Here is an 18298-nt window from a genome sequence, read left to right on the forward strand (position 1 = left end):
CTTGGTATTGGCGCTACGCAGACAACTCCGCCGCGTGGTGCCTGAGATGACTTTCGATAAACGACGCGATGAAGTAGTAGCCGTGGTCAAATCCAGCATGACGTCGGAGCGTCAACCGCTGACCAGCCGCCAAGCACGCTGCCTCCAAATTCTCGGGAAGCAGTTGCTCTTCCAAGAATTTGTCGTCCAGCCCTTGGTCCACCAAAATGCCACCCGGGAACACTTCGCGACCAGCCTTACGGATCAGCGCCGATGCGTCATAAGCTTCCCACGCAGCTTGATCTGTGCCCAGGTAGCGCGTGAAGGCCTTGATTCCCCAAGGACATTGCATCGGATTGGAGATCGGCGCAAATGCGGACACCGACCGGAACCGATCCGGATTTCTCAACGCTAGAACCAGGGCACCGTGCCCGCCCATCGAATGACCCATGATTCCGACCCTGCTGCTATCGACCGGCAATTCTTCCAGCGCCAAGCGATAGAGTTCTTCGGAAACGTAGCTGTACATCCGATAGTTGGCCGACCACGGCGCGTCGGTCGCATCAACGTAGAACCCAGCGCCCACTCCGAAGTCCCAGCTCTCCCGGTCACCCGGGATTTCGAGGCCGCGAGGGCTCGTATCGGGAGCGATGAGTATTACGTCGAGTTCGGCCGCGACGCGCTGCGCGCCGGCCTTGGCTGGAAACGTCTCCTCGGTACAGGTCAAGCCTGCCAAGTAAAAGACTGCCGGACACGGTTCGCCCTTCAGCGCTTTGGTGGGCAGAAAGACCGAGAATCGCATCGGCGTCCCGACCACCTTCGATTCATGCTGATAGAAGCGCTGGACGCCACCGAGGCAGCCATGCTCCGAAACGATCTCGAGAGTTTTCATTTCGAAGTACCACATCAATAGAGGACGACGCCGCGGATCGATTCACCCCGCTTCATCAGATCGAAACCTTCATTGATGCGTTCGAGCGGCATCGTGTGGGTAATCAGGTCATCGATGTTCAGCTTACCCTCCATGTACCAATCGACAATCTTCGGTACGTCGGTACGGCCACGCGCACCGCCGAAGGCCGAGCCTTTCCACTCACGCCCCGTCACCAGTTGGAACGGTCGCGTCGAGATCTCTGCTCCCGCCTCCGCCACGCCGATGACGATGGACTGCCCCCAACCCTTGTGGCAGCACTCCAGTGCCTGGCGCATGACCTTCGTGTTGCCGATGCACTCGAACGAGTAGTCAGCACCGCCATCTGTCAGCTGGATGATATGGTCCACCACGTTTTCCACATCCTGGGGATTCACGAAATGGGTCATCCCGAACTTACGCGCCATGGCCTCGCGTCCAGGGTTCAGGTCAACACCAATGATCTTATTGGCACCAACCATCTTGGCTGCCTGGATCACGTTCAGACCGATGCCGCCCAGGCCAAATACAACCACGTTCGCACCAGCCTCGACCTTCGCGGTAAAGAGAACTGCGCCAATCCCAGTCGTCACACCACAACCGATGTAGCAAACCTTATCGAAAGGTGCGTCCGGGCGAATCTTCGCCAAGGCAATCTCCGGCACCACGATGTGATTTGCGAACGTCGACGTGCCCATATAGTGAAACAGCGGCTTGCCGTCAATCGAGAAACGGGATGTTCCGTCGGGCATCAGGCCCTTGCCCTGCGTCGAACGGATCGCCTGGCAGAGATTCGTCTTCTGCGACAAGCAGAACTTGCACTGGCGGCATTCCGGGGTGTAGAGGGGAATTACGTGGTCGCCTGGCCGTAGTGACGTCACGCCTGCCCCTACCTCGGTAACAATGCCTGCACCTTCATGGCCCAGAATTGCCGGAAAGATGCCTTCGGGATCCGCGCCGGACAGGGTGTAGTAGTCCGTATGGCAAATTCCGGTGGCCTTGATCTCAACTAGGACTTCACCGGCTCGAGGACCTTGCAGGTCCACTTCTTCAATAGTCAGGGGCGAACCCGCTTTCCATGCGACTGCAGCTTTTGTCTTCATGATCTTTCTGTTTGCTAGGTTGGGGAGGGAACTAATGCTCCGCCTTCGCCCCGCCGTTCACTCCTTGTCTGAAGGATGGACTAAACGGAAGGGGGGCCTGAAGGGTTGAACGTTCTTTACTAACTTGCTAGGGCGGCGGCCACAACCGGCTCTTCCAGAGCTGCCCCTGCCGGGAACACACCAGACATCACCACGAAGCCTGGGATTCGCTTCACGCGGTCCGTCCAACGACGAACTGCGGGATAGTCCGACAAGGAAACACCACCCTCGTCAGACAACGCGATGTAAGGGAAACATGCCAAGTCCGCGACTGTCGGATGCTGTGCGTCGCACAAGTAGGCCCCTCCTGATTGCTCTCGGTCCCACAGATGCTCGTCCAACACGCGAAGCAGGTCATGGGCCCGACGTTGGCAGGCGGCAGCATCGAAGTCGAAGAAGAACAGGTCGTGCAGCCGAGCCGCAGAAATGGACCCGGTGAGACTGTCTGCAAATGCAAGCCACATCTGAAGCTCTCCCATCAATGCAGGGCGATTGACGGGGTACCAAAGTCCAGACTTGTCGTACTTTCGAGCGAGATAGACCAGAATTGCCTGGGCGTCCCGCAGCGTGACTTCATCGTCCTTCAACGCCGGAAGCTGCCCCAGCGGATTGACGCGTAGGAAAGCATCTGACTTGTGCTCTCGGCTTGGATAGAACTCGACCGGCTCGTTGACATACTCGAGACCGAGGATGCTGAGCAACAACCTCACCTTGTAGCAGTTGCCGGACAGTTCGTAGTCGTAAAGGGTAATCATGTGCAGCCTTTCAAAGATCGAGCACCAGCTTTCCGGACTTGCAACGCGATACGCACGGCATGATCAACTTGCCACTCGCTCGTTCTTGCTTGGAAAGATACGTATCGTGATGTTCAAGGTCGCCACTAACGACGCCTGTCATGCACGTCCCGCATACACCCTGCTCGCACGACGCCTCAATCTGAACGCCGTTCTCCCAGCACGCCTTGAGGAGCGATTTATCGCTGGGTACAGTGAATGTCTTTCCAGAGACGGAGAGCTCGACCTCGAAGGCATCGCCACCAGTAGGCACATCGTCATTTTTGAACAGTTCAAATCGAACGTTTTCTTCGGGGATTCCCATCTGTGTCGCAACGTCTGCGACCGTGTTGATCATCGGACCAGGACCGCACGTATAAACGTCCGTCGCATCCGGAGCTTTCGCTCCGATTACCTCATCGAGCTTGCAACGGGTCTCGGCGGGATCGAGACCAGCGTGAATGAACACCTTCTCCCCGAGCGAGCGAAGGCGATCTCCGAAGGGGACATGTTCCGCACCGCGGCAGAAATAGTGCATCTCAAAGTCATCGCCATTAGCATGCAGGGCCTGAGCCATGGCAAGAATCGGCGTAATACCGATACCACCTGCCACTAGCACCGGACGACGTCCTGTACGCTTCAGAGGAAAGCCATTGCGGGGCACTGTGATGAGCAGCTCCGTACCTTCTTGGACTTGCTCGTGCATCGAACGCGAGCCGCCACGCGACTGCGGCTCGAGCTTCACGCCGATAACAATGGCATCACGCTCTTGCGGTGCGTTCACGACCGAGTACTGACGCACGCATCCTGCAGGCGTTGTCACGCTGACGTGCATGCCGGGCGACAACTGAGGCATAGGCTGCCCCATCGGAATGAGACTCAGCGAGACAATATCTGCAGTTTCCTGGACTTTCGCTCCGACACGGCACTTGATTTCTGTGCTTGAGGTCCGAGGGAACGGCACGACAACTGATTCAGTCACGGATGCTGTCTGCGTAACGGGCATACCCTTGGCCATCGTGACTGGCGCAATTTCTGCTTCAGTTTCGAGAGCCCGTCGCACCTCGTTGAGTACTTGTGCGAACTGCTTGCGGAATGCGAGTGTGGCATGGCCGCTCGACACAGCTTGAGCGTGAACAATTGCCTTGGCCGCAGAATGCGGTTGTATGATGAGGCGAATTGAACGCTCCGAGGATCCGGGGACATGCAGTTCCACGACTCCGTCAGCGGGCTGTTGAGCCTCGACAGAACCCCAGCTTTCGCCGAACACTTCTGCGAATTGATTGGCGTGGGAAATCAAGCCGCTCTCGACTCCTTCGGCCGATACGTTGAACGGGAGGCTGCGCAACTGCGTTCGCACTGTGCCACCCTTCGTCGCCGAGCTCTTGCCTGGGTCACCAGTTGGATTTCCCAAAGAAGCCCAAACCAAGCCTTCCGACTCACGCACTGCAAACGTGTGAGCACAGGCGGACGTAGTCTGACTCGCGTCGCGGTCCCGGTGCGCCGGCACGAACGTGCATTGGCCACCACCACTCTCATACGTCCAGCCGTGATACTGGCAGCGAAGCTCGTGGCCGAGGTTCACACCCAGCGAAAGTCGCAAGCCACGGTGGGGGCAGCGGTTCTCCCAGGCATTGACGAGCCCATTGTCGTCTCGCCAGACGGCCAGTTCCTGCCCTGCGAGGGTGGCCTGATATACGTGTCGTGCCGGAAGGTCTGCCGCACTGGCAATCGGGTACCAACCGTTTCTGTCGAATGTGTTCATAGCGGGGGACAATCTTTGTGTATCAGTCTCGAATCACGCCGTAGCGGAGGTCACTTTCTCGCAACCAGCGTCGATAGGCCGTGGCAAGTACGTCTGCGCGGACCGGGTTCTCCTTGCTCACAGCGAGCGGCAAGCGTTTAGGAACCTGGTTAATCAGAATCATCAGATCCTGGCCGAAGATCGTCTGCTGGAACTTCCGCAGTTGCTCATCGGTGTTCACTTCGTCTACGTAGCACATGATCGTGTGCGCAATGCACCAGTCTTCATCGACTGGCTGCACAAACAGACAAAGCACGTCCCAGCGCGACGGATCCGGCGGGCACGTCTTATAGAGAATGGCGATGTTCGGTCGCGTGACGCGGTAGGTGTATTGCGTCTCGATCGGCTCCACGGCTGTCGCAGAGGCGCGAGGCTGCGCAAACCGGCATTCTGTGGCGATGATTTCATCTCGCTCCACGTCATGCGTCACGTTGTACGGGAGGACTTCGGTGAGCGGCTCGGCTCCGAGAATGTCCGTGTGCACGAACGGGAAATGCGCCATATCGAGAAAGTTCTCGATAGCACGCGGACCCGACACGTTGACCCGTGTCGACCCGGCACTCACAACGCGCCGGTCGACTTCCGCAAATTCTGGGACAGGGAACAGCTCCCGCGGGGTCGCGGAGAACGACGCCCAGACCGCGCCGTACGCCTCCTTGACTGACAGTGGTTGCGACTTGCCGTCGTCGCCCCAATCCCCGGAAAGGACTCCGTCCTCCTTCCTGAAACTGATTGGGCGACCCAAAAGTCGCGACCTGAACGTGCGGCCGGGAACGAAGTCTTCCAGGGCCGCCACCGGATGCCAATCCTCAAACAGCAACTGATCTGCTTTCACTACGCCTCCTGCGTGGCTCGTTAGATGTCCTAACTGGTATACCAGAATGTATAGCAAAGAAGCCGATGCGCCAAGCGGATTGCACGTGGGGAAACTACTTAGTGGGAGAAAAAACGGGGGAGGTGGGAGGCGCCGCCAGAGAGTTGGAGGCGGCGCAGAGGGCGTTACAGCGACAAAGCAGTCTTGAGGTCGACATCCGGAGCGGCAGAGGCATCGAAGCGGTAGCCGCGGATCACCAGATTGTAGTGAGACGCCAACAACTCCTTCGCCGCTGCTGCGTCGCGCTTCTCCAAACAGGCCACGAGCTTTCCATGCTCGTCACGTAGCTGACAATAGTCAAAACCGACCCGGAACATCGCATTGATGAGCGCCTCACGACGGCGAAGCTGTGAATGGATCTGGTTCAGCGTTTCATTGTTCAGGAACGAGAGCAGCAAGGAGTGAAACTCACGACCAAGCTTGTCACCAAGATCGTGCTTGCCCTTCTCAAATGCATGCCGTTCCTTTTCCGTGTGCGCGCGCAGAGCCTTCAGTTGGTCGGGAGTAATACTCTTCACCACCTGGTCGATGACACCGCTTTCCAGTACTAGCAGCATCTGGTAAAGCTCGAAAGCATCATCGAATGTCGGGCGCCATACCGCAGACGAGCGCTTTGGCGAGATGTCGACCAGGCCATCTTGTGACAGCCGAATCAGAGCTTGCCGCACGACGGTCCGACTGACACCAAACAGGTCAGCGATGTCTCGCTCGTTCAGCTTCGTCCCAGGTGGCAGCTTCCTGTGATAGATCGCATCGGAAATCGAGCCTACAATTTTTTGGGTTAGCATAAGTCCGGGTTCCGGTGCATACGTCTACGTGAATTTTCGCCATTGTAACTGGTCGACCAGATCACCGATATGGTATCCCTGTTGTGCACGCATCACCATTCTGGCGCATTACGCACCACAATCATTAATGCACTATGTTGATGAGCCGACTCCGCTGAATCGCAGAGTACAGCTCACCTTCGAAGGCGACACCAAGTACGCCGTTACCTAGCCTCACACGCACGCCTTTGCGACAGCAACGCCTCATAGCTGGCACGCATCGTGCCACTGTGTCCACTCACGTCTGAAACCGAACGGGGTAATCCCTGATTGCCGCGCTATTTCACGCTCTATAGGCTGGTATACCAGATAGAGCGTTTGGCTGACCAGACGAGTATCTTTGGCATCGCACCTGAACCCCCACTGGAGTAAAAAATGAGTGTGAGTGAGCAGTACAAGCCTCTCCTCGAGGACAAGACGTATCTGCGGCATTTCTGGCATCCGGTTTGCACACTGGCCGAGTTCGAACGCTCTCAACCGTCGGGTCATGGCCCGATGGCCGTGACACTGCTTGGCGAGCAAGTTGTGCTCGCCCGCCTGAATGGCAAGATCGTCGCCGCAGCCGACCGCTGCGCACACCGCTCCGCAAAGCTTTCTCTCGGCAAGGTCTGCAACAAGAACGGCGAAGATTTCATCCAGTGCCCCTATCACGGCTGGGAATACGACAAGAGTGGCACCTGCAAGTTGGTCCCGGCGTGCCCTGATAAGTCCATCCCTCCGCGCGCCAAGGTCAGCACCTTCGATTGCGAAGTGAAATACGACATCGTCTGGGTGAGGCTGGACAACAGCTTCGACTGCACCGAGATTCCCTATCTCGCCGACTGGGACAATCCCAACATGCAGGTCATTGTGGCGGACTCCTATATCTGGAATACCGTCGCAGAACGTCGTTGGGAGAACTTCACGGACTTCTCGCACTTTGCGTTCGTTCACCCGGGTACGCTTTACGACCCGTTCTTTGCGAGTCATCCCACCGTACTGGTGAATCGTGTGGACGGTGAACTGCAGTTCAAGCTGGCTCCGCCTCGCGAGATGGACGGCATTCCGGAAGAAGCGCCGATGGGTGACTTCGACTATCGCTGCACGATGCCTTACTCCATCAACCTGGAAATCAAGCTCTGGCGCGACGACTCTCGCTTCATTCTCTGGACGACGGCCTGTCCTGTCGACGAGAAAACCTGTCGGAACTTCATGATCATCGTGCGTGAGAAAGACGGTCAGCCTGACCACATGCACTTGGCGTTCCAGAAACGCGTTCTGGAAGAGGATCAGCCCATCATCCAATCGCAATGGCCTGCCGAAATCTCCAGCGGCGAAATCTCTGTCGCGACCGACAAGGTGTCGATCCAGTATCGCAAATGGCATCGCGAGCTCTCCATGGCCGCCGTCAAGGGCAAGGACGCTTTCACTGCAGCACTTTGCACGAACGTCCGGGACGAATTGGCTTCGTGACCCAAGCCATACAACTACTCACTGAAGGAGGAAGAATGAAACCGATGTTCTTGATCGGCTGCGCTGGCCGTGGAGTCTTTCCGTCGTCGCTCGAAAATCCGGTGTCCGAAGAGGAACTGCCGGTGATGGAGCAATTCCGGCTGCAGAAGGAGTCGGGACTGTGGGATTTCGTGGACCGCATCCCTCCGGATGACAAGTCGCTGGATGAATACATCAAGGCGAGCCAGCACTACAACTTCCCTGTTCTGTCAGGCAGTTGGACCTACACGCTGGGCGTCGACGAAGCGAAGATCCGTGAGAACGTCGACCGGACCAAGGAAGTGGGCGCCAAGTACCACAATCTGATGGTCTGGGCGAAACATGCCGACGGCCATTACATCACCGATGAGGAAGTCGTAACCTCCTATCTGAACACGTACGAGTACGCAGAAAAGAAGGGCATCACGATCACGTACGAGAGCCACGTCGACATGTGGTCCGAGGACTTCCGCCGGGTTTCCCGCGTTGCAGACCTCGTTGAAAAGCGTGGCGTTCCGTTCAACTTCTGCATGGACTACAGCCACTGCATTTTCAAAATCGAGAACGAAGTAGAACATGCCGTCTCGCAAATGCGAGGCGACAAGGAAGCAATCCGCAAACTCGACCCCTACAACGACGACAGCTTCGCGGACGAATGGCTGAACCGAAACATGGTTCACTGGACCCAGGTTCGCCCCGCAGCTCCGAATGGCCCGGTGAACTGGTGGGCATTCGAGACCGGTCCGTGGGATGGCCTCGGCTATGACCGCCCCGGCCGGTCGATTCAGTACCCGTTCAGTCTTCCGAAGCCGGGTGAATGGCACACGGACTTCTGGCACGCACACAAGCTTGCCTGCACCAAGGAACTCGTGCGGAAAGTCATCGACCAGCATCTGTCGACCGACGATTCGAATATGCGAATCATGACTATCGACAACATCAACCTGGGTGCCTACGGCCTTGGCTGGAAGTACAACATGTTCGCCGATAGCTGCCTCGTCGCGAAGTTTGTGCGGGAGCTGTACGCCGAGCGAGCTGCCATCGCGGAAGCCAAGAAGGGAAAGAGCGCCCAGGATTTCGTCAACCAGTATCGTGGCCAAGTAGCAGCCTAAGAAGATCCAGCTGACTACGATCACCTGACAAACCGTTCCGTGTAGTTGTTGTGATGTTGCGAGGGCGTGAGGCCCTCGCTTTTTTTCTGCTTTGCATTTGCGTCTCGGCGGCGAACGACATGCACAAAAAAGCCGGCCCAAAAGGACCGGCCAAGGATCACGCTGACTTCATTTCAGAACTTGTGCCGCAAACCGACCCCAGCCGCATCCGCATGCGATTGATCGGATAGCTTGTCGTAGTAAAACGCTGCGTAGATGTCCGTGCGCTTCGACAGGTTGTAGTCATAGCCGATGGCTACCGTGTTACGGCGGAACGAGGCGACATCGTTCTTGGTGTGGTCATAACCATACGATAACAGTACAGAGCCTGCGCCGATTGGTACGGACACGCCGAGCAGCCCATTGATATGACGAATGTCTCCGCTTGCACTACTTACATCTGACTTGATGTATTGGGCCTGAGCATAAGCCTTCACTACGGTGAAGTCATAGCTAACTCCCGCCTGGACAGCATTCTGCTTTTGGAAGCCTACGAGCGATGCCGGCGCGACCACGTCACCTGGCACAGTGTTGAACTTGACCTGCTGGAACGCCACAGTTGCCGCCAACGCTCCACCAAAGTATGTGACATTACCCCCCCATTTGTTTTTCCCCGCTGCGCCCGGTTGCTCTCCCATGGCGTACGAGAGATTCACCGTAAAGCCCCCAACGGTCGGCGTCGAGTAGACGATGGAGTTGACCCACCCTGTGTCACCAATCACGCCCGGGTCGTACAGTGTTCCATTTGAAGCAGGCAGATAGGTGTGATTAATGGCCGGCCCGAACGTGTAGGAATCAATGAAAGGATTGAAGAGAATCGTCGAGATGAAGTACGGGGTGGTATTCCGACCAAGTCGAATGGTCCCGTAGTTCGCATGCTCCATTCCGACGAATGCATTGCGTGCGAAGAACGGCTCACCATCGTAGCTACCACCCTTACCGGTATCGATTCGATAGAAGGCGTTCAGGTCAAAGATTGCCTTCATGCCCCCGCCAAGATCTTCTGTTCCTTTGATTCCCCAATATGGGGTCTGCATTCCACCTGAGCCGAGTACGTAGGACCTGCCGGCCCCAGGGGTTCTGTTCGTACCTATATAGCTATCTGCCTGTCCGTAGAGGGTCACCGATGATTGAGCGTGTGCGTAGAACGAGCTTCCGCATCCGAGAATGCCAACGGCTACCGCCGTGGCCAGTTGCCAGCGATTGTTCTGCATGATTGCAATGGGTATAGGGTGCCCGCTGCGCCCGCGAATAGTCGCGCGGCGCAGGATGCGTAGGATGTATCTGCCGCCGAAACCGGCGGGTCTCAGGTATGCGTTGAGGTTAGGCTGTGTTCGACGGACGCAGCCTTTTGCACCCTGTCTGACTTAAAGATCGGCCTCTCTGGCGGTCGCCATCAGCGATGCTTTTGCCTCGCTGGTATCCCCGACACCGTTGAAGAAGATGTTCAGAAGGATTGCGACGATGGCGGTCATGAGAATTGGACTCTCAAGAATTGGAGCCAAATCAGGCGGGAACTTCGAGAAGAACTTCGGCGACACAACCGGGAGCATCCCTACGGCGATACTGATCGCGATGATGTAGAGGTTCTTCACGCTATGCAGGTCCACCCTGGACAGCACCTTAATGCCACTAGCTGTCACCATGCCGAACATGACGATGCCCGCACCGCCAAGGACGAATGGTGGGACCGAGGCGACGATGATCGCGACTTTCGGGAACAGGCCCAGGATCATGAGCAAGACACCAGCCGTCGCGCACACCCAGCGGCTCTTGATACCCGTCACGCTTACCAGGCCAACGTTCTGAGCATACGACGTGTATGGAAACGTATTGAATACGCCGCCAATAATCGTCCCCAGACCATCCGCTCGGAACCCGCGGACCAGATCACGCTCACCTACAGGTTTATCGACGATTTCCCCGAGCGCGAGGAACATGCCAGCGGACTCGATGAACGTCACGAGCATCACAATGCTCATGGCAACAATCGGCCAAAAGCTGAACTTCGGCATCCCGAAGTGAAATGGGATGATGAACCCGAACCAGGGCGCTTCGTGTACCTCACCCATCGTGACCTGACCAAGCGCCCCGGATATGACGAAGCCAATCATCAGACCAAGCAGGATTGCAATATTGCTGATGAAACCTCTCGTGAACCGCACAAGGAGAAGGATCGAGACCAGAACGGACGCCGCGATGCCGAGGTACAGGGGGTTGCCGAAGTCGGGATTTCCGAAGCCACCCGCCGACCAGCTTGCTGCGACGACCATCAGAGATAGCCCCACTGCAAGAATCTCCGTGCCGGTTACGACCGGTGGGAAGAATCTCAGTAGTTTGCCCACCACTGGCGCAAGCAGGATACCCACTACGCCTGCACCGATAGTTGCGCCAAACACTCCGAGAAGGCCTGCACTCGGATCGGAACCGATGGCAATCATCGGTCCCATTGCCGTAAAGGTGACACCCATCATGACGGGAAGCCGGATTCCGAATGCACCAATTCCGATTGCCTGCACCAGCGTTGCAACGCCGCATGCAAAGAGGTCGGCGTTGATCAGGAACGCGATCTGTTCTTTGGGCAGTTTCAAGGCCGCGCCAAGGACCAGCGGGATCGCAATTGCACCTGCATACATCACAAGCACATGCTGGCATCCAAGGACAAGGAGCGACAACGCTCCGATTCTTTCTTCAACGCTACGCTGCTGCATCTGATTTCTCCGATATTGGGGGCTTTTGGGCTTCGACGGCCCACCGTGCGTTGTTGAGTGATTGGGAATTCGGCTGCGTCTGGCGCAACTCTCTTCGGTATCTCCAACTACCTCGTGCAGCGTGACAGCGTTTGGCTAGCTTCCTCCACGAATCAGGCCCTACTACTGAGCTGCCGAATGCGACTAGCTTGGCGGCATGTGCTCCTCCGTAATTTAGTTATGCGACATCAGGTATACCAGATTAGCACCGCTGAAGAACCTGATGGGCAGGCTGTTGCTCGGTGTTTTCCCGACGTACGGATCCGGTGCAGAAGTTCTTCAGGACGGTGCGAGATGCACCACTCTCAGCCAAGAAATCGTGGCATGAGCGCGACAGTAGCGGACTTTCCCAGTATGGAAGCTGGTCGCAGGTGCGTTGCTTGATCTCTCAATGAACTAGGAGAGTTGCGCAGGACTCTCTTGCAACGGCGATCAGGTAATTCCCTCGGTTGACGATTCGGTCTCTCAAAACTACCTTGTGGTGTACCAGATGCGGATACTGAAATGCCGACACAGGCATTGGAGGACGGTTCGACGGCACATTCGCCCCAACGAATGCCCCGTCGACGAGAAGGGAATAGACGCCCGCTATAAGCGGGCGCCTTGCACATCAGAAGCACCAACCTTATCCACCACAAGGAATCAAGACATGCAACTCGAACCTACTAAGGTCGACAGGGACTACCTTCGACATTTCTGGCATCCGGTCGCCACGGTGACAGAACTAGAGAAGGCGCACCCCTCGAGTGTCGGCCCAATGGGCGTAACACTGCTTAATGAACAGATCGTCATTGCAAAGCTCGATGGACAGTACGTTGCCATGCGCGATCGGTGCGCTCACCGGTCAGCAAAGCTTTCGTGCGGCAAAGTGCAGGATGGACGCATTCAGTGTCCGTATCACGGCTGGCAGTACGACACAAAAGGGGTGTGCCAGGTTATTCCGGCGTGCCCAGACAATCCCATTCCGAACAAGGCGCGTGTCGCAAGCTTCGATTGTGAAGAGCGCTACGGACTGATTTGGGTTCGCCTGGATTCGAGCTACGACTGCACTCAGATCCCTTACTTCAGTGCCGCAGAAAATCCGAAGATGCGCATCGTCGTCCAGGAACCCTACTGGTGGAAGGCGACGGCAGAGCGGCGGTGGGAGAACTTCACCGACTTCTCACATTTCGCCTTCATACATCCGGGTACGCTCTTTGACCCCAACAACGCAGAACCGCCTGTGGTTCCGATGGACCGCGTGAACGGTCAGTTCCGCTTCGTCTATGAGACCCCGGAGGATATGGACGTTCCTGACGAAGCTCCCATCGGTACGTTCTCCTACCACTGCAGCATGCCCTTCGCTATCAACCTGGCGGTGAAGAAGTACACCAGCGATTCGCTGCATGTCCTTTTCAACGTTTCTTGCCCTGTGGATGACTCGACGACGAAGAATTTCCTCATCTTTGCACGCGAGCAGGCTGGCGACTCAGACTATCTCCACATCGCTTTCAACAACGTGGTATTCGCAGAGGACCAACCGGTCATCGAGTCCCAATGGCCTCAAGACCTCACGAGTGACGAGGTTTCCGTGGTCACTGACAAGGTCTCTGTGCAGTACCGAAAGTGGCTGCGCGAGTTGAGCGAGGCGCATAAGGAAGGACGTGACGCTTTCCGGAAGGCACTTCTTGATCCGCAGATTGAAAGCAACCGGAAGTATGCCGACTTAAAGCAGCAGTAAGTCTCCGATCTCGAAGACGAGAAGGTATGCAACTTCACTGCGTACCTTCTTTTTTTACAACAACTGCGACAGCGGCATAGCACTGCTGCCGCACATAGTCAGATATTGGGCCCCCATGAGCACGACAGCCCCCCGCAAACTCCGCTCCTTGCTTTTCGTTCCTGCGGACAGCGAACGCAAGCTGGCTGCGTCTCTTCGTTCAAATGCAGACGGACTGATCTTCGATTTGGAGGACAGTGTGCCGGAAACTGGAAAATCTGATGCGCGCAAGACCCTCAAAGCGTTCCTCACAGAGCACGCCGAACACATGACCCAATCGGTCTTTGTGCGAGTCAACAGCTTATCGTCCCCTCATATCCTGAACGATCTAGCCGCCGTCATTCCGCACATACCTGACGCGATTGTCTTGCCAAAGTGCCGTGGTGTTCAGGACGTCTTTCGCCTGTGCGACTATCTTTCAGCACTCGAAGTCGCCTTGCTCGGTGGAAACTGGGAGACTGGCATCATCGCAATGGCGACAGAATCAACGGAGGGCATCTTCGGACTTTCCTCTTACCGGAATGCACCGTTGCGCCTTAGAGCGCTGATGTGGGGTGTCGAAGACCTGGCTGCCGATCTCGGAACTCTCACCACCCATGATGGCGCTAGTTTGACCCCACCGTTCGCAGTCGCTCGGACGATGTGCCTTCTCGCGGCTGCCCAGGCTGGCGTTGATGCGATTGATGCAGTCAACACCGCGGTCTGTGATACTGAGCAGATTGCTCGCGAAGCGGCATGGGCCAAGCGAGACGGATTCTCTGCGAAGGCTGCGGGACATCCGTCACACGTAGATCCGATCAATGAGGCGTTCGCCCCCCGTGATAATGAAATTGCCTGGGCGCGTCGCGTTGTCGAAGCGTTCGCGCAGCCAGGCACCGTGGGCGTCGCGCGCCTGGACGACCAAATGATAGACCGCCCTCATCTTCGGCTTGCGCATCGGATACTGGAGGACGTTGAAGGGGTCGATTAGTGAGATACCGATGCGTCAGCATGCCGTGGAAACCGCCATATGAAGCTGCGCTGCTACCTTCGACTGACTCTTGTTTTCAACGACCTTTCGTAGGAGGGCTCGCGAAACGTCGCCTGCATGCAGGCGTGAAAAGTAGCACTCAAGTTAGCCGTTCTTGGAGCCATAAGATTGGTTATTTCGATTTAGAATAACCAGCCATCGATATTCACGTCATTCAGTATCAATCATGAGGGCCGCAGAGCGGTATACGCTTATGTCACACGTCGGCCGACGCGCAAAGCCGCCCGACGGGAGGGCCCAGCCTTACAAGCGAGAAGGCTTCGGTGGTGACCGCTCCATTGGTCGGCTAGAGACGGCAGCGATGGAGGGAGACTGGTTGCTGTGGGGGAAGCGCTGAGACAACCAGCACGGGGGCGAAGATAGCCCGTGGCTCGAAATGACTGTCGGAATCATCCAGAACTTGGATGGTGGAAGGAGCCGACATCGTGCATGCAGGGGGCCTTCGGCATTCCCTTTCATACCTCAAGAAAGATATCCTCACTAAAGAAGCGAGGATATGCTTCCGGGAGCTTATGTTCAGGTTATTCCCTTTTCTATGCACGCTCTGAAATGTGCTCGGAATAACCAGATCCCTACGCTCGAGCGTTTCATTGTCACTCCCGATCCTTGTGAGACCGCTGCGCGGTCGGGCAGCCAGGCGAGGAGTTGAGTTGGGCTAGACGAGGCTCAGTCCATCACCGTTGGATATCCGCCCCCTCCCCTCCAGCGGTGAATCGGTGAACCGGCCACTGCCCGCCGTCTACCAGCTTCCCGGTTATGGCGAGAATACGCTGCCACACGCTCGTGACAGCCAACGACGCCGGTCGGGTCGCCGCCCGGCAAAGGTAGACCTGTCGCGTGAACCCCTCTTCGGCAACGCGCGCGCAGGACACAAGGCCGCCTCGCCACTCCTCTTGCACGGAGGCATGAGACAGAATCGTGAAGCCCGCACCGGCAGCCGCAAGCGAAATGAGCTCCGGGATTGCGTTCACTTCTGCAATGACCTGAAGGTCGGTGCTATGGGATGCACTGAACCGGTCGATAAGGCTGCGCAGACCATGCAGTCCAGCGGGAAGAATCAAGCGGTACTCGCGCAATCTGGAAAACGGCACACTGACTGCGGCGTTGATTCCGTTGCGACCATGTTTCGACAGCGCGCCGGGCGGCCCGACGAGCAATAGCCGTTCTTCCAACACACGATCGGCACGCAGACCGGGCTCAGGCGTTCCACCAAAGGTCATCCCCATATCCAAATGGCCGGTCAGCAGACCTTGCGGAATGTATCCGGTGCTCTGCTCAATGATCTGAAGGTCAATCCCTGGCCATTCCGCGCAGACTTCCTTCACGAGCGGCACGGTTAGCAGCTTGGCCAAGGACTGAGGCAACCCAACAGCCACCCGGCCTTGCGGTTGCTTGATAGCTGTCCGAATGTCCTCGTACGCAACATCCACACGCCGGAGGATGTCGGCCGCATGAGTCAGCAGCATCTCGCCTGCCGCCGTGGCCAAAACACCCCGCGGCGTTCGCTCGAGCAGCGCGGCGCCGAACTCCTCCTCCAGGTTCTTCATCTGGAGGCTGAGCGCAGGCTGCGCGATGTGCAGACGCTCCGCGGCGCGAGATATGGAGCCCGCCGCGCACACCGTCACAAATCCCCGCAGGGCACGAAGTTCGAGAGCCATGAAACGCCTCGGAGAAGTGGCTATCGTGAAATCTTATACCGGATATCTAAATCCTGTCTTGGACTTATATCCCGCCCATCGTCATGCTACGGGCAAAACCAAAGGAGACGATTATGAATCCGACACGACGCACACTGCTGCTGGGGGCAACTGCTTCCGTAATGGCAGGCTTGGCAGGTCCCCTCCTTGCCGCGGATTGGCCGACCAAGCCTGTCCGGATTGTTGTACCGTTTGCAGCCGGCGGGCCCACCGACTTCATCGCTCGCCTATTGGCTACGGCCCTTTCGAAAGAGTTGGGACAGCCAGTCGTTATCGACAATCGCCCCGGCGCCAGCGGCAATATCGGGGCTCAGCATGTCCTCGACAGCGGCAATGACGGCTACACACTGTTGCACAACACCGTGGCCATGCAGGCCGTGAATCCGCTGATGTACCCCCATGCGCGCTTCCTGCCGGGGAAAGACTTCGTCCCCATTGCGACGACTGGCTCCATGCCCAACGTCTTGGTGGTACATCCGGACAAGCTAAAGGTAAAGACACTAGCCGAGCTCGTCCAACTCGCGAAAGCGAAACCCGATGCCTTGACGTACGCGACCTTTGGCGCGGGATCCTCGCCGCACATCTATGGCTCCCTGCTGCAGAAAAAAGCGGGGTTCCAGGCGGTGGCGGTCCCGTACAAGGGTAGCTCCCCAGCGCTCACAGACGTCATGGCCGGCCAAGTCGATTTCGTATTCGACTCCTTCACCACATGCATTGGCCAGATTCAGGGCGGAAAATTGCGACCTCTTGCCATTACTTCTGCGCAACGCTCCCCAATGCTGCCGGACGTCCCGACGCTGAAGGAAGCCGGATATCCCGGCGCAGACCTGAAGTTCTGGTTCTCTCTGCAGGCACATGCACAGACGCCCAAGGCCGTCGTCGACCGTTTGCGAGCAGCCTCGGCGAAGGCAGTCAACGACCCTGAATACGTGGCCGCGCTGCGCAATCGTGGTGCCGAACCGATGCCCACGCGTCCCGACCAACTCGTCAGCTTCGTCCGAACTGACGCTCAGCGATGGACAGACGTAGCGCGCGGGCTTGGCATCCAGCCGGAATGACAAAGGAAACGCAAGCCATGCAACCACTGAAAGGCATTCGCGTGCTGGACCTGAGCAAGGTGCTGGCCGGGCCCCTCTGCGGCCAATACCTGGGCGAGCTGGGCGCCGATGTGATCAAGGTCGAACCCCCAGGCTCCGGCGACGACACGCGTGGATGGCTTCCGCAGGATGCGGGCCAGTCTGCCGTGTTTCTGGCCGTCAATCACAACAAGCGCAGCATCGCGCTGGATCTCAAGACCGAAGATGGCCAGCGTATCGCGCAACAGTTGGCTGCCAATGCTGACGTGGTGCTGCAGGGCTTCGGCGGCGGTACCGCCCGGAAGCTCGGCGTGGACTATGACACGTTGAGTGCCCTGAATCCTCGGCTGATCTACTGTGAGATCTCCGGCTACGGGCGCGATGGCCCACTGGGTAACGAGCCTGGCTATGACGTAATGCTGCAAGCGTTCAGCGGCATGATCAGCACCATGGGCGAACCCGGTGGGAAGTTTGCGCGAGCAAGTTTCTCGCCCGTCGACATCGGCACGGGCATGCACGCCCTCAGCGGCATCCTGGCTGCCCTGCTCGAGCGCCATACCACTGGCAAAGGCACGTACCTGGAAGTAGCACTGATGGAGACTGCTCTTGGATTCATGGGGTACATGGCACAGAACTACTGGCGCAGCGGGAAGGCCCCGCAACGCATGGGCACTGCGCATCCGTCCATGTCGCCCTACCAGGCATTCGATGCCGCCGATGGGCCGTTGATGCTTGGCGTCGGCAATGACGCGCAATGGAAGCGCTTCTGCTCGGTGGCCGACCTCGAGGACTGGGTCGATCATCCGGATTTCGTCACCAATGCGGCGCGTGTGAAGAACTTCACCCGGACGGTCGAACTGGTGCAGTCCCGCCTCTCGACGCAGCCGCTCGCTTACTGGCTGGATACGCTACAGAAAATTGGTGTGCCCTGCTCGCCGATCCAGACGCTGGACCAGGCTCTGGCTCATCCGCAAGTCCAGGCTCGGCAACTGGTCGTCGAAACGGAGCACCCGGTCCTGGGCACCGTCTCGAATATCGGCTTTCCCCTCCCCTTCC

At 57.5% G+C, this 18298-nt stretch carries 15 protein-coding genes; 6 read left to right on the top strand and 9 right to left on the bottom strand.

All coding sequences use genetic code 11. The features are described from left to right. Positions 1–13: 13 nt before the first annotated feature. The 6 genes from fghA to A9J21_RS21320 all read right to left on the bottom strand — a co-directional run bounded on the left by fghA (position 14) and on the right by A9J21_RS21320 (position 6270). On the bottom strand, positions 14–871 hold the full coding sequence (gene fghA, locus A9J21_RS21295; RefSeq protein ID WP_066739166.1) for an S-formylglutathione hydrolase: 858 nt from the start codon (positions 869–871) through the stop codon (positions 14–16). A gap of 14 nt (positions 872–885) precedes the next feature. Next, entirely contained in the window at positions 886–1992 is a 1107-nt protein-coding gene (locus tag A9J21_RS21300) for an S-(hydroxymethyl)glutathione dehydrogenase/class III alcohol dehydrogenase (protein WP_066739142.1), read from the bottom strand. Between the two features lie 119 nt (positions 1993–2111). Then, on the bottom strand, positions 2112–2786 hold the full coding sequence (locus A9J21_RS21305; protein WP_066739143.1) for a glutathione S-transferase family protein: 675 nt from the start codon (positions 2784–2786) through the stop codon (positions 2112–2114). Positions 2787–2796: 10 nt separating this feature from the next. After that, positions 2797–4569: a Rieske 2Fe-2S domain-containing protein gene (locus A9J21_RS21310; RefSeq protein ID WP_066739144.1), complete on the bottom strand. Its 1773-nt coding sequence runs from the start codon at positions 4567–4569 to the stop codon at positions 2797–2799. A 22-nt stretch (positions 4570–4591) separates the two neighbouring features. Continuing rightward, positions 4592–5443: an aromatic ring-hydroxylating dioxygenase subunit alpha gene (locus A9J21_RS21315; RefSeq protein ID WP_066739145.1), complete on the bottom strand. Its 852-nt coding sequence runs from the start codon at positions 5441–5443 to the stop codon at positions 4592–4594. A gap of 164 nt (positions 5444–5607) precedes the next feature. Further along, positions 5608–6270, bottom strand: coding sequence for a GntR family transcriptional regulator (locus A9J21_RS21320; protein ID WP_066739146.1), 663 nt, complete (start codon positions 6268–6270; stop codon positions 5608–5610). A gap of 414 nt (positions 6271–6684) precedes the next feature. On the opposite strand from A9J21_RS21320, the gene A9J21_RS21325 reads away from it, so the two are divergent. Both A9J21_RS21325 and A9J21_RS21330 read left to right on the top strand, forming a co-directional pair. Further along, complete coding sequence (locus A9J21_RS21325) at positions 6685–7761, top strand: aromatic ring-hydroxylating dioxygenase subunit alpha (RefSeq protein WP_066739147.1); 1077 nt, start codon at positions 6685–6687, stop codon at positions 7759–7761. Between the two features lie 35 nt (positions 7762–7796). Next, on the top strand, positions 7797–8891 hold the full coding sequence (locus tag A9J21_RS21330) for a sugar phosphate isomerase/epimerase (RefSeq protein WP_066739148.1): 1095 nt from the start codon (positions 7797–7799) through the stop codon (positions 8889–8891). A 173-nt stretch (positions 8892–9064) separates the two neighbouring features. On the opposite strand, the gene A9J21_RS21335 is transcribed toward A9J21_RS21330, so the two are convergent. After that, a complete protein-coding gene (locus A9J21_RS21335; protein ID WP_066739149.1) occupies positions 9065–10144 on the bottom strand; it encodes a porin in 1080 nt (359 codons plus the stop codon). Between the two features lie 153 nt (positions 10145–10297). Continuing rightward, positions 10298–11641, bottom strand: coding sequence for a nucleobase:cation symporter-2 family protein (locus tag A9J21_RS21340; RefSeq protein WP_066739150.1), 1344 nt, complete (start codon positions 11639–11641; stop codon positions 10298–10300). Between the two features lie 688 nt (positions 11642–12329). On the opposite strand from A9J21_RS21340, the gene A9J21_RS21345 reads away from it, so the two are divergent. Together A9J21_RS21345 and A9J21_RS21350 are read left to right on the top strand one after the other, a co-directional pair. Beyond that, positions 12330–13400 carry an aromatic ring-hydroxylating dioxygenase subunit alpha gene (locus A9J21_RS21345; RefSeq protein WP_066739151.1) on the top strand — a complete coding sequence of 357 codons (1071 nt, stop codon included), beginning with the start codon at positions 12330–12332 and terminating at the stop codon, positions 13398–13400. Between the two features lie 115 nt (positions 13401–13515). After that, positions 13516–14409 carry a CoA ester lyase gene (locus A9J21_RS21350; protein WP_066739152.1) on the top strand — a complete coding sequence of 298 codons (894 nt, stop codon included), beginning with the start codon at positions 13516–13518 and terminating at the stop codon, positions 14407–14409. 734 nt (positions 14410–15143) lie between these two features. Here A9J21_RS21350 and A9J21_RS21355 read toward each other — a convergent pair. Continuing rightward, positions 15144–16127, bottom strand: a complete 984-nt coding sequence (locus A9J21_RS21355; protein WP_066739153.1) for a LysR family transcriptional regulator — start codon at positions 16125–16127, stop codon at positions 15144–15146. A 113-nt stretch (positions 16128–16240) separates the two neighbouring features. Between A9J21_RS21355 and A9J21_RS21360 the strand changes: the two genes are divergently transcribed. Both A9J21_RS21360 and A9J21_RS21365 read left to right on the top strand, forming a co-directional pair. Continuing rightward, a complete protein-coding gene (locus tag A9J21_RS21360) occupies positions 16241–17224 on the top strand; it encodes a tripartite tricarboxylate transporter substrate binding protein (RefSeq protein WP_066739168.1) in 984 nt (327 codons plus the stop codon). Positions 17225–17241: 17 nt separating this feature from the next. Continuing rightward, on the top strand, positions 17242–18298 hold a 1057-nt coding region (locus tag A9J21_RS21365; protein ID WP_066739167.1), incomplete at its 3' end, for a CaiB/BaiF CoA-transferase family protein.

It is taken from the genome of Cupriavidus sp. D384, from assembly GCF_001652915.1.
In the GTDB taxonomy this organism is placed as follows: Bacteria; Pseudomonadota; Gammaproteobacteria; order Burkholderiales; family Burkholderiaceae; genus Cupriavidus.